This window comes from Pseudomonas sp. SWI36 (assembly GCF_002948105.1).
In the GTDB taxonomy this organism is placed as follows: Bacteria; Pseudomonadota; Gammaproteobacteria; order Pseudomonadales; family Pseudomonadaceae; genus Aquipseudomonas; species Aquipseudomonas alloputida.
In genome coordinates this window covers 4,345,112-4,357,751 of the sequence record NZ_CP026675.1, presented here as the reverse complement: position 1 = coordinate 4,357,751, position 12,640 = coordinate 4,345,112, and the positions used below count along the sequence as shown (strand labels likewise).

Genomic DNA, 12,640 nt, shown 5'->3' with positions numbered 1-12,640 from the left:
CTTTCACTGGCCTTTCACTGCCCGTTCGAACGCGGGCGTAGCTCGGGAGACGAAGCCTCCCTCTGCTCGAGTCACCAAAACCGCAGCCAGATCATGCGCCACGGCAAAATCCCAGCCTCGCTGTGGGCCCAGGATGAGCAGCAGCGTCGAATAGCCATCGGCCAGCAGTGCTGAGGCGTCCAGCACCGTAACGGCAGCCAGGTCATGTTCGACCGGGCGCCCGAGGCGGGCATCGAAGGTGTGCGAATAGCGCCGGCCATTCTGCTCGAAATAGTGCCGATAGTCACCCGAGGTTGATACTGAAAGGCTATTGACCGGGATGATCTGGCGGGCGATCTGACGGTCTTCGCGGGGCAGTTCCAGGGCAATACGCCAAGGGCTGCCGTCAGGCTTGCGGCCAACCGCCTTCAGCTCGCCAGTGGCCTCGGCGACAAAACTGCTGACACCCATGGCCTGCAGGCGCGCAGCGATCAAGTCGACAGCATGACCGGCGACGATGCTGTTGAAGTCGAGCTGCACCGGGGCATCCTTGCACAGGGCTCGACCTTTGACGCGCAAGTGCTGGTAACCCACGCGCTGGCGCACCTGGGCCAGTGCCTGTGGTTCGGGTACCTGCTCGTGACGGGCCTGAGGGCCGAAGCCCCACAAGTCGAGCAATGGCTCTACCGTTAGATCGAAAGCGCCATCGCTCTGCTCGGCAAGGTGCTGGCCCAGGCTGACCAACGCGAGCATGTCAGGCGGCAGGGCCAGGCACTGGCCCGCAGGCAAGCGGTTGAACTGGCTTACGATGGAATCGCCGCGGTAGGTCGAGTAGTGGTGGTCGATTTCGTGCAGGATGGTTTCCACCGCCATCTGCACCTGGGCCGGCAGCGGGCCACCAGGCTCGCGGACGTACTGGATGCTGTAGCTGCTGCCCATGGTCGGGCCACCCAGGCGCTCCAGGGTGGGGCCTTGGTTGCAGGCGGTGAGTAGCAGCAGAATGAACAGTAGGGCTGTGCGCACAGTAGGGTTTCTCGGTTGCCGGTGCTGGCCTCTTCGCGGGTAAACCCACTCCTACAGGGGCAGTCCATAATCCTGTAGGAGCGGGTTTACCCGCGAAAGGGCCGGCACTGACAACACACATTCAGAATAAAAAAAACGGGAACCCGAAGGTTCCCGTTTTTTCATTGCCTTACAAGCGAATCAGCGTGGAAACGCTGGCGGGTTCACACCAGCCATGTCTTCCATCACACGAACCACCTGGCAGCTATAACCGAATTCGTTGTCGTACCAGACGTACAGAACAACGCGGTTGTCGTTGGCGATGGTCGCTTCTGCGTCAACCACACCGGCGTGGCGCGAGCCGACGAAGTCGGTCGAAACCACTTCCTGGGAGGCCACGTAGTCGATCTGCTTATGCAGCTCCGAGTGCATGGCGGTCTGGCGCAGGTACTCGTTGATCTCGTCGCGGGTGGTGGCCTTTTCCAGGTTCAGGTTCAGGATGGCCATCGAAACGTTCGGCGTCGGGACACGAATGGCGTTGCCGGTCAGCTTGCCCTTGAGCACTGGCAGTGCCTTGGCAGCAGCGGTGGCGGCGCCGGTTTCGGTGATTACCATGTTCAGCGGCGCGGCACGGCCACGGCGGCTGCCCTTGTGGAAGTTGTCGATCAGGTTCTGGTCGTTGGTGAACGAGTGAACGGTTTCGACGTGGCCGTTGACGATGCCGTACTGGTCGTTGATGGCCTTGAGCACCGGCACGATGGCGTTGGTGGTGCAGGAGGCCGCCGAGATGATCTTGTCATCGGCAGTGATATCACCGTGGTTGATACCGTGCACGATGTTCTTCAGCGCGCCCTTGCCAGGTGCGGTGAGGATCACGCGGGCAGCACCCGGGCAGGCCAGGTGCTGGCCCAGGCCGTCGGCGTCACGCCATACGCCGGTGTTGTCGACGATGAGCGCATTGTCGATGCCGTACTGGGTGTAGTCGACTTCGCTCGGGCTCTTGGCGTAGATAACCTGGATCAGGTTGCCGTTGGCAGTGATGGTGTTGTTGGCTTCGTCGATGGTGATGGTGCCATCGAACGGACCATGCACCGAGTCACGGCGCAGCAGGCTGGCACGCTTGACCAGGTCGTTTTCGGCGCCTTTGCGCACGACGATGGCACGCAGACGCAGGCCGTCACCACCACCGGTCTTCTCGATCAGGATGCGCGCCAGCAGGCGGCCGATGCGACCGAAGCCGTACAGGACAACGTCGGTGCCTTTGCGCGCCGAAGCGTTCTGCTGACCGACCACGTCGGCCAGCTCTTCACGGACGAACTGCTCGGCAGTGCGGCCATTGCCTTCCTGCTTGAACTTGTTGGCCAGCTTGCCCAGGTCGACCGATGCGGCGCCCAGTTTCAGCTCGCTCATGGCCTTGAGCAGGGGGAATGTCTCGTGGACGGACAGTTCGGTTTCGTCGGTTTGGCGGTGGCGCGCAAAGCGGTGCGCCTTGAGAATCGAGATAACCGAACGGTTGATCAGGCTGCGGCCATAAATCGAGCTCACCACATTGTTATTGCGGTAGAGCTGACCGATAAGCGGGATCATCGCTTCAGCCAGGGCTTCACGATCAATCCACTCACCAAGACACTGGTCGGGCTTCTGAGTCACGGGAACCTTCCACATGTAGGGACAGAAAAAAGGGGCTACATTATGACGCCCCAACGCGGAACCGGCAATGAGTGCCTGTCGCAGTGACGCAAGCCAGTGTTCATGCCCTTTCGAGCCTGACAGCCGGCACTGTCACCGGTACAATCGGTCTCTTTGCCGCAACGCTTGGAGTGCAATCTCCCGTGTCAGTTCTGCGCCTACCGCAAATGTCGGCCACGGCCGGCAAACAAACCTGGGGCAACCTGCCCGGTGCCGCCCTCAGCCTTGCCATCGCCGAAGCCGCCAGCAGCGCTGGCCGCTTCACCCTGCTGCTGACGGCCGACAGCCAGGCCGCCGACCGTCTGGAGCAGGAGCTGCGCTTCTTTGCCCCGGACCTGCCCGTGCTGCCGTTCCCCGACTGGGAAACCCTGCCCTACGACCTGTTCTCGCCGCACCAGGACATCATCTCCCAGCGCATCGCCAGCCTGTACCGCCTGCCGGAGCTGAGCCACGGCATCCTCGTGGTGCCGATCACCACCGCCCTGCACCGCCTGGCGCCCACGCGTTTTCTGCTGGGCAGCAGCCTGGTGCTGGATGTGGGCCAGACCATCGACGTGGAACAGATGCGCCTGCGCCTGGAGGCCAGCGGTTATCGTTGTGTCGACACCGTCTACGAGCATGGCGAGTTCGCCGTGCGCGGCGCGCTGATCGACCTGTTCCCGATGGGCAGCAAACTGCCCTACCGCATCGACCTGTTCGATAACGAGATCGAGACGCTGCGCACCTTCGACCCCGAGACCCAGCGCTCGATCGACAAGGTGGATTCGGTGCGCCTGCTGCCAGCACGCGAATTCCCGATGCAGAAGGAAGAAGTGACCCGCTTCAAGGCACGCTTTCGCGAGCGCTTCGACGTCGACTTCCGCCGCAGTGCAATCTTCCAGGACCTGGCCAGCGGCATCATCCCCGCCGGTATCGAGTACTACCTGCCGCTGTTCTTCGAAGAAACCTCGACCCTGTTCGACTACCTGCCGACCGACACCCAGGTGTTCTCGCTACCCGGTGTGGAACAGGCCGCCGAGCACTTCTGGAACGACGTGCGCGGGCGTTATGAAGACCGCCGCGGCGACCTCAGCCGGCCGCTGTTGCCGCCGGCCGAGCTGTTCCTGCCGGTGGAAGATTGCTTCACCCGGCTCAAGCAGTGGCCCCGGGTGGTGGTCAGCAGCGAAGAGCTGGAGCCTGGCGTGGGCCGCGAGCGCTTCCCGGCGCGCGCCCTGCCCAACCTGGCCATCGAGGCCAAGGCCAACCAGCCGCTGGCCGAGCTGGCCAACTTCCTCGACCAGTTCCCCGGCCGCGTGCTCTTCACTGCCGAATCAGCGGGCCGCCGGGAAGTGCTGCTGGAACTGCTCGAACGGCTGAAGCTGCGCCCGCATACCGTCGAAGGCTGGGACGACTTCATTACCGGTGCCGAGCGCCTGGCGATCACCATCGCCCCGCTGGACGACGGCCTGCTGCTGGACGACCCAGGCCTGGCCCTGATTGCCGAAAGCCCACTGTTCGGCCAGCGGGTGATGCAGCGCCGGCGCCGTGACAAGCGCGGCGAAACCGCCAACGACGCGGTCATCAAGAACCTCACCGAGCTGCGCGAAGGCGCGCCGGTGGTGCACATCGACCATGGTGTCGGCCGCTACCTTGGCCTGGCCACCCTGGAAATCGACGGCCAGGCCGCCGAATTCCTGACGCTGGAATACGCCGAGAACGCCAAGCTGTATGTGCCGGTGGCCAACCTGCACCTGATCGCCCGCTACACCGGCAGCGACGACGCCCTGGCACCGCTGCACCGGCTGGGTTCGGAGGCCTGGCAGAAAGCCAAGCGCAAGGCCGCCGAACAGGTCCGCGACGTGGCCGCCGAACTGCTCGACATCTATGCTCGCCGCGCCGCGCGCAAGGGCTACGCGTTTGCCGACCCGTCGGCTGACTACGCCACCTTCAGCGCCGGCTTCCCGTTCGAGGAGACCCCGGACCAGCAGGCCGCCATCGAGGCCGTGCGCGCCGACATGCTGGCACCCAAGCCAATGGACCGCCTGGTCTGTGGCGACGTGGGCTTCGGCAAGACCGAAGTGGCCATGCGCGCGGCGTTCATCGCCGTGCACAGTGGCCGCCAGGTGGCCGTGCTGGTGCCCACCACCCTGCTTGCCCAGCAGCATTACAACAGCTTCCGCGACCGCTTTGCCGACTGGCCCGTGACCGTGGAAGTGATGAGCCGCTTCAAGTCGGCCAAGGAAGTGGCCGCCGCCGCCGCGGACCTTGCCGAAGGCAAGATCGACATCCTCATCGGCACCCACAAGCTGCTGCAGGACGACGTGCGCTTCAAGGACCTGGGCCTGGCCATCATCGATGAAGAGCACCGCTTTGGCGTGCGCCAGAAAGAACAGCTGAAGGCGCTGCGCAGCGAGGTCGATATCCTCACCCTGACCGCCACGCCGATTCCGCGCACGCTGAACATGGCGGTGGCGGGCATGCGCGACCTGTCGATCATCGCCACGCCGCCAGCACGCCGCCTGTCGGTGCGCACCTTCGTCATGGAACAGAACAAGAGCACGGTCAAGGAGGCGCTGCTGCGCGAACTGTTGCGCGGTGGCCAGGTGTATTACCTGCACAACGATGTGAAAACCATCGAAAAATGCGCCGCCGACCTTGCCGAGCTGGTGCCCGAGGCACGCATCGGCATCGGCCACGGGCAAATGCGCGAACGCGAGCTGGAACAGGTGATGAGCGATTTCTACCACAAGCGCTTCAACGTGCTGGTGGCCTCGACCATTATCGAAACCGGTATCGACGTGCCCAGCGCCAACACCATCGTCATCGAGCGCGCCGACAAGTTCGGCCTGGCCCAGCTGCACCAGCTGCGTGGCCGGGTTGGCCGTAGCCACCACCAGGCCTACGCCTACCTGCTTACACCTACCCGTCAGAAGGTGAGCGCCGACGCCGAAAAGCGTCTGGAGGCAATCGCCAACACGCAAGACCTTGGCGCAGGCTTTGTGCTGGCCACCAACGACCTGGAAATCCGCGGTGCCGGCGAGCTGCTGGGCGAAGGCCAGAGCGGGCAGATCCAGGCGGTGGGCTTCACCCTGTACATGGAAATGCTCGAACGTGCGGTCAAGGCAATCCGTAAAGGTACCCAGCCGAACCTTGAGCAACCACTGGGCGGCGGCCCGGAGATCAACCTGCGCCTGCCGGCACTGATCCCCGAGGACTACCTGCCTGACGTGCATGCGCGCCTGATCCTGTACAAACGCATCGCCTCGGCTGCCGACGAAGAAGGCCTCAAGGACTTGCAGGTGGAGATGATCGACCGCTTCGGCTTGTTGCCAGAGCCGACCAAGAACCTGATGCGCCTGACGTCACTCAAGCTGCACGCGGAAAAGCTCGGCATCAAGAAAGTCGATGCAGGGCCCAACGGTGGCAAGCTTGAGTTCGAAGCCGAAACACCGGTCGACCCACTGACCCTGATCAAGCTGATCCAGGGTCAGCCCAAACGTTACAAGTTCGAAGGGGCCACCCAGTTCCGCTTCCTGGTACCGATGGAACGCCCCGACGAACGTTTCAATACCCTGGAGGCGCTGTTCGAGCGCCTGACCCCACAGCCTGCCTAAGGAAGACTCATGCGTGCCATCCGTTGCCTGACCCTGCTGCTGGCGCTGTTCGCCCCAGCTGCCTTCGCCGAAGGCCTGTATCAGGTAGAAATGATTCTGGTGCGGCAGAACAGCGTGCCCGCCTTCACCAGCCCGTTCGCCCCCGAAGACTGGAGCGCTGGCGCCCCACGCCTGGCGAAAGATGCCGAGCGCCCCCCAGCACTGGAAGATGAAGCCACCCGCCTGGAAGCCACCGCCGACTACACGGTGCTGATGCACAAGGCCTGGCAACAGCAGGTGGGCAGCGAACCCAGCCGCATCGCCCTGGGCGAAGGCACCGAACAGTTCGGGCACTTCCCGATCGAAGGCAACCTGAGCATCGCTGAAGGCCGCTTCATCACCGTCGAGGCCAACTTCTGGGTCAACCAGCTGGATGGCAACGGCAGCGTGCTGCAAAGCGAGCAGTTCAGGCAGAGCAACAGCAACGTCAAGGGCGGCCAGCTGACCTTTCTCGACGGCGGGCACCTGGCGGTGCTGCTGAAGGTGACCCCACCAGGCACGCCGAAAATGCCGGTGATGGACCCGGAGATGATGGAGCAGTAAGCCCATGAAGGACGATGCCGCCGAAATGGTGAACGCCTATCCGAACTGGATTCAATCGTTCAGCAAAGCTGCCCTGCAGCGCGGTGAGCGCTATGCCGAGGAAGGCAGGGCCGAACTGGAAGGCATTCATGGGCCAACCATAACGGCCAGTTGCCAAGGGAGCGGCAGCAACCACTACCGGCAACACATCAAATTGCACGTAGCGGGCGGCCGCTGCCATGTGCGCGGTGACTGCGATTGCCCGGTACGGCAAAACTGCAAGCATTGCGCCGCTGTCCTTTTCTGCGTCAGCGAGCGATTTTCCAGCAGTAAGGACACGCAAGCCAACCCGGGCGCCTTGTCTGCCGAACTGCAGCACTGGTTGAGCGGCCTGGAGCAGGCCCCGCCCAAAGCCGACGCTACCGAAGAAAAACGCGGGCGCATGGTGTGCTATCAGCTGCAACTTACCGACGATGCCGGCTGCGCCCTGCTTGTGCGCAAGGGCACGCGAACGGAGGACGGCATCCGCTTCAGCCGCGTCCAGTCCCTTTACGATTTTCTCTACGAGCCACCGCGCTTCGTAACAGACGAAGACATCCGCATTCTGCGCCTGCTCTCGGCCCTGAATCAGGGCGGCGGCCAGGATCGCGGCTACCGACTGAAGGGCCATGAAGGTGGCGAGCTGTTCCAGCGCGCCCTCGAAACCGGCCGAATGTTCTTCGATACCGACCTCCCCCTGCTGCATGAAGGCCCGGTGCGTCACGCCGAGTTTCGCTGGGTACGCCTGGACAACGGAAATTACCGGGGGCGGTGGTACAGCGGCGAAGCGATGCTGCGCTGCGTCATCCCGCTGCTGCCGCTTTACTACCTGGACCTGCCAACCCGTGAAGTGGGCAAGGTCGAGCACAGCCTGGATCCGCACGTCGCCGTGCAGCTGACTATTGCACCCGATGTACCGGAACACCTGGTCGTACCCCTGAGCCACAAGCTCAATGCCCTCAGCCACAAGGTGCCGACCCCGACGCAAGTGCAGGAGCAGTTGCTCGATAACATCCAGCCAAAGCCCCTTCTTGCTCTCGGCAGCCTTGAATACACCGCCTACATGCCAAAAACCGGTCGCATGCAACGGCAGATGCAACATCGCGCCGCATTGGCGTTCGATTATGACGGTTTGCAGGCCAGCGGCACCGACGAAAAGCCGCTGACCCGCCTGGCAGGCAGCACCAGCCAGCGCATTCGCCGCCAGCCTCAAGCCGAGCAGACGCTGCGCCAGATGCTGCGCGATTTCGGCTTCAAACCCGCTACACGGCAGAGCAAGGCCCTACCCGACAGCGCCGGCGAAATGTACCAGTTGCCTGACGACGAAGCCTGGCTGCGCTTTGCCCGCGAGGGCCTGCCACGCCTGCGCGAAGCCGGTTGGGACATCGACATTCACCGCGACTTCGCCTTCAACCTGCAGGAGGTGGACGACTGGTATGCAACCATCGACGAAGCGCCCGGCCATGAATGGTTCGACCTGGAATTAGGCATCGTGGTCGATGGCCAGCGCCACAGCCTGCTGCCGATCGTGTTGCACCTGCTGCGCAGCAGCCCGGAGCTGCTACGCCCCAGCGAACTGGCCCGGCGCAGCGATGATGAACATCTGCTGATCGACCTCAACCGCGGCCGTCTCGATGCCCCGGCTTTGCGCGTCGCCCTGCCCTACGGCCGCATCAAGGCAGTCATGGGCACCCTGGGCGAGCTGTACCTGCACGAGGACACGGCAGGCCCGTCCCTGCGCATGGAGCGTGCCGACGCCGCGCGCCTGAACGAAATCGAAGGCCTGCCCCTGCACTGGGAAGGTGGCGAGCACGTGCGCGACCTGGGCCGCCGCTTGCGCGATGCCCGCGACCTGCAGGTAGAACCGCCCATCGGGCTGCAGGCCAGCTTGCGACCTTATCAGCAGCAAGGCCTGAACTGGCTGCAGGCCCTGCGCGAGATGGGTACCGGCGGCATCCTCGGCGACGACATGGGCCTGGGCAAGACCCTGCAGGCCTTGGCCCATCTGCTGCTGGAGAAACAGTCCGGGCGCCTGAGTGCACCAGCCCTGGCAGTCATGCCGACCAGCCTCATTCCCAACTGGCTGGACGAAGCCCAGCGCTTCGCCCCCGACCTGCGCGTCCTGGCACTGCATGGGCCGGGGCGCAGCAAGCACTTCTCCAAGCTGCATGAGTACGATCTGGTCCTGACCACTTACGCCCTGATGCCGCGCGACCTCGAACAGCTGCGCCCCCAGGCCTGGCACGTGCTGATACTGGACGAGGCGCAAAACATCAAGAGCAGCAGCAGCAAGGCTGCCCTCGCCGTCTGCGAGCTACAGGCCGGGCAGCGTTTGTGCCTGACCGGCACGCCGATGGAAAACAACCTGGGCGAGCTGTGGTCGATCTTCCACTTCCTGATGCCCGGCTGGCTGGGCGACCTGAAGCGCTTCAACCAGGATTACCGCAACCCGATCGAACGCCACGGTGACAGCGAGCGCATGGCCCACCTGGCCAGCCGCATCCGGCCGTTCCTGCTGCGCCGCACCAAGGAGCAGGTGGCCACAGAACTGCCGGCCAAGACCGAGATGGTGCACTGGGTCGAGCTCAGTGATGCCCAGCGCGATACATATGAAGCCGTGCGAGTGGCCATGGACCAGAAAGTCCGCGACGAAATCGCCCGCAATGGCGCCGCACGCAGCCAGATCGTGATCCTCGACGCGTTGCTCAAGCTGCGCCAGGTATGCTGTGACCTGCGCCTGGTCAAGGGGGTAGAAAGCAAAGGCAACCAGGCCGACAAGGGCAAGCTGGGTGCGCTGCTGGAAATGCTCGAAGAACTGCTCAGCGAAGGGCGTCGGGTGTTGTTGTTCTCACAGTTCACCTCGATGCTGGCGCTGATCGAGCAGGAGCTTGAGAAGCGCAAAATCCGCTACAGCCTGCTGACCGGCGACACTCGCGACCGTCGCACGCCAGTGCAGCAGTTCCAGCAAGGTGAAAGCGAAGTGTTCCTGATCAGCCTCAAGGCTGGGGGCGTAGGCTTGAACCTGACGGCGGCGGACACCGTGATCCACTTCGACCCCTGGTGGAACCCGGCCAGCGAAAACCAGGCTACCGACCGTGCCTACCGCATCGGCCAGGACAAGCCGGTGTTCGTGTTCAAGCTGATTACCCGGGGTACGGTGGAAGAGAAGATCCAGTTGTTGCAGCAGGAAAAGGCAGCACTGGCAGCCAGCCTGCTGGACGGCGGGCAGGCTGGACAATGGCGGCTTGGCGATGAAGAAATCGAGGCCCTGTTTGCGCCATTGCCCGGGAAGCGCGGGCGGTAGGCCAAAGGGGGATAGAGCGTAGGAGCGGGTTCACCCGCGAATGGGCCGGCCCTGCTGGCCAATCTCCACCTGCCGCTCACCGTTGCCGCCGCTACCGTATTCGCGGGTAAACCCGCTCCTACAACGGATCAGGGGTGGACACAGGTCGGTGGTTGGGCACAGGCCGCGTGTAGGAGCGGGTTCACCCGCGAATGGGCCGGGCCTGCTGGCCAATCTCCACCTGCCGTTCACCGCTGCCGCCGCTACCGTATTCGCGGGTAAACCCGCTCCTACGACGGATCAGGGGTGGACACAGGTCGGTGGTTGGGCACAGGCCGCGTGTAGGAGCGGGTTTACCCGCGAAAGGGCCGGCCCTGCCGACCAATCTCCACCCGCCGTTCACCGTTGCCGCCGCTACCGTATTCGCGGGTAAACCCGACTTGTGGGAACGAACAGGCCCGCGCAGTCAATCGACCAGCTGAGCTTCCTTCAATGCCCCCAACGCCTCCAGCCAGCGCGGCTGCTGGCGATAATCGGTTCGCGCAAACCCTTGCCCACGCATCCGCGCAATCCGCGGCGACGGCTTGACCTTCATGCGCTGCGCTGCACTCAGCGCCAGCTCCGCCGCCGCCCGGTCATTGCACACCAGGCCCATATCACAACCGGCGCTCAGCGCCGCTTCGATACGGCTGGCTGCATCGCCCACCACATGCGCACCGGCCATCGACAGGTCATCACTGAAGATCACCCCGTCAAAACCCAGCTCGCCACGCAGGATGTCCTGCAACCAACGCCGCGAGAAGCCAGCGGGCTGGTTGTCAACCTGCGGGTAGATGACATGCGCCGGCATCACTGCCGCCAGTTGCCCACTCAGGCGGGTAAACGGCACCAGGTCGGCCTGGCGCAGTTGTTCCAGGCTGCGTTCATCAGTGGGGATGGCCACGTGCGAATCGGCTTCGGCCCAGCCATGCCCCGGGAAATGCTTGCCACAGGCAGCCATACCCGCCGCATTCATGCCACGGATGAACGCGCCGGCCAGGCGCGTTGCAAGCAGCGGGTCACCCTCGAACGCGCGGCTGCCCACCACGGCGCTACGCTGGTGGTCCAGGTCGAGCACCGGAGCGAAGCTGAGGTCCAGGCCAACCGCAAGCACCTCAGTCGCCATCAGCCAGCCGCACTGCTCAGCCAGGTACTCAGCATTGTCGTTATCGGCCAGCGCACGCATGGCCGGCAGGCGCACAAAGCCCTGGCGCAGACGCTGTACGCGCCCGCCTTCCTGGTCCACTGCCAGGATCAGATCGGGGCGAATGGCGCGGATGGACGCGCACAGTTCGCGCACCTGGCGCGGGCTGTCGATATTGCGGGCGAAGATGATCAGGCCAGCCACTTCCGGCTGGCAAAGCAGTTGACGGTCTTCGGCGGTCAGCCATTTACCGGCGATATCCACCATCAGGGAGCCTTGCAGGCTGACAGTCATGGGTAATCCTTCATTGAAGACAGAGAGAGGCCCACCGAGGGGCAGCAGACACCGGCAGACACGCGCCGTTGGCCACAGGCGAAGCCGTACAGGCACTGGTCAGCAAGGGAGATGCGAAGTAGATCGAAATCGGGCATGGGCGCTAGCTTAGCGGAAGCGCCCCGCCACGCCCAGCCTTCAGGCCTTGGCGGTAGCCGAACCGGTCTTTGTGCGCGGGCGTAGCTGCGCAGTGGCCATCGCCTCGTCGGTCACACCGCTGTCAGCGCGCATGCCTGCCGCCAGGAACGGCACCATCAGGCGCATCACCTGCTCGATCGAGGTGTTGATGCCGAAGTCGGTCTCGGCAATCGCCCGCAGGGCCTTGATACCGGACATGCTGAAGGCCGCGGCACCCAGCATGAAGTGCACACGCCAGAACAGTTCCAGTGGCGGAATGCGTGGCGCAGCCTCGTTCACCAGCAGCATGTAGCGGCGGAACACCTTGCCGTACATGTCTTCCAGATAGCGCCGCAGGTGACCCTGGCTCTGGCTGAACGCCAGGCCCAGCAGGCGCATGAAGATCGACAGGTCGTTGTTGCTGCGCGGCTGCACGGCCAGCGCCTGCTCTACGAGCATTTCCAGCAGTTCTTCGAGGCTGGGCTTGTGCTCCGGCTTGGCCTGGCGGCGCTCCAGCTCACGCTCCAGACTGGCGCAGAATGGGCCGAGGAAACGCGAGAAAACGGCCTGGATCAGCGCCTTCTTGGAGCCGAAATGATAGTTGACTGCCGCCAGGTTGACCCCGGCCTTGCTGGTAATCAGCCGCAACGAGGTTTCGGCGAACCCCCTTTCCGCGAACAGCTGCTCGGCAGCGTCGAGAATGCGTTCAACGGTTTCCGATTGGGCCATGACTACTCCGACTACTCCGTCAGACAAACAGGTGTTTGAAACATACGTTTCAGCCCTGCTTCTGTCAAGGCTCGGTGACTGGGCGGTCGCCATTTAAAAGGTGCAAGCTGGAAGCTGCAAGCGTGAAGTGAC

The 12,640-nt window shown here is 63.7% G+C and carries 7 protein-coding genes; 3 read left to right on the top strand and 4 right to left on the bottom strand.

Features of this window, described 5'->3' with window-relative positions; all coding sequences use genetic code 11:
* Positions 1–3: 3 nt before the first annotated feature.
* Both C4Q27_RS20795 and C4Q27_RS20790 read right to left on the bottom strand, forming a co-directional pair.
* Positions 4–1,002 (bottom strand): FAD:protein FMN transferase, encoded by a 999-nt coding sequence (locus C4Q27_RS20795; RefSeq protein ID WP_064491086.1) that lies wholly within the window; start codon positions 1,000–1,002, stop codon positions 4–6.
* A 180-nt stretch (positions 1,003–1,182) separates the two neighbouring features.
* On the bottom strand, positions 1,183–2,646 hold the full coding sequence (locus tag C4Q27_RS20790; protein ID WP_010953137.1) for a glyceraldehyde-3-phosphate dehydrogenase: 1,464 nt from the start codon (positions 2,644–2,646) through the stop codon (positions 1,183–1,185).
* Between the two features lie 167 nt (positions 2,647–2,813).
* Between C4Q27_RS20790 and mfd the strand changes: the two genes are divergently transcribed.
* The 3 genes from mfd to C4Q27_RS20775 are packed head-to-tail and all read left to right on the top strand — an operon-like array spanning position 2,814 to position 10,167.
* Positions 2,814–6,263 (top strand): transcription-repair coupling factor, encoded by a 3,450-nt coding sequence (mfd, locus tag C4Q27_RS20785; RefSeq protein WP_104887297.1) that lies wholly within the window; start codon positions 2,814–2,816, stop codon positions 6,261–6,263.
* A gap of 9 nt (positions 6,264–6,272) precedes the next feature.
* The gene (locus C4Q27_RS20780) at positions 6,273–6,845 is read left to right on the top strand and encodes a peptidoglycan binding protein CsiV (protein WP_010953135.1); all 573 of its coding nucleotides are present in this window, start codon (positions 6,273–6,275) and stop codon (positions 6,843–6,845) included.
* Positions 6,846–6,849: 4 nt separating this feature from the next.
* Positions 6,850–10,167 carry a DEAD/DEAH box helicase gene (locus C4Q27_RS20775; RefSeq protein WP_104887296.1) on the top strand — a complete coding sequence of 1,106 codons (3,318 nt, stop codon included), beginning with the start codon at positions 6,850–6,852 and terminating at the stop codon, positions 10,165–10,167.
* 445 nt (positions 10,168–10,612) lie between these two features.
* Here C4Q27_RS20775 and nagZ read toward each other — a convergent pair whose 3' ends face one another.
* Both nagZ and C4Q27_RS20765 read right to left on the bottom strand, forming a co-directional pair.
* A complete protein-coding gene (nagZ, locus tag C4Q27_RS20770) occupies positions 10,613–11,611 on the bottom strand; it encodes a beta-N-acetylhexosaminidase (RefSeq protein WP_177410043.1) in 999 nt (332 codons plus the stop codon).
* A gap of 189 nt (positions 11,612–11,800) precedes the next feature.
* On the bottom strand, positions 11,801–12,508 hold the full coding sequence (locus C4Q27_RS20765) for a TetR/AcrR family transcriptional regulator (protein WP_010953132.1): 708 nt from the start codon (positions 12,506–12,508) through the stop codon (positions 11,801–11,803).
* Between the last annotated feature and the right edge of the window lie 132 nt (positions 12,509–12,640).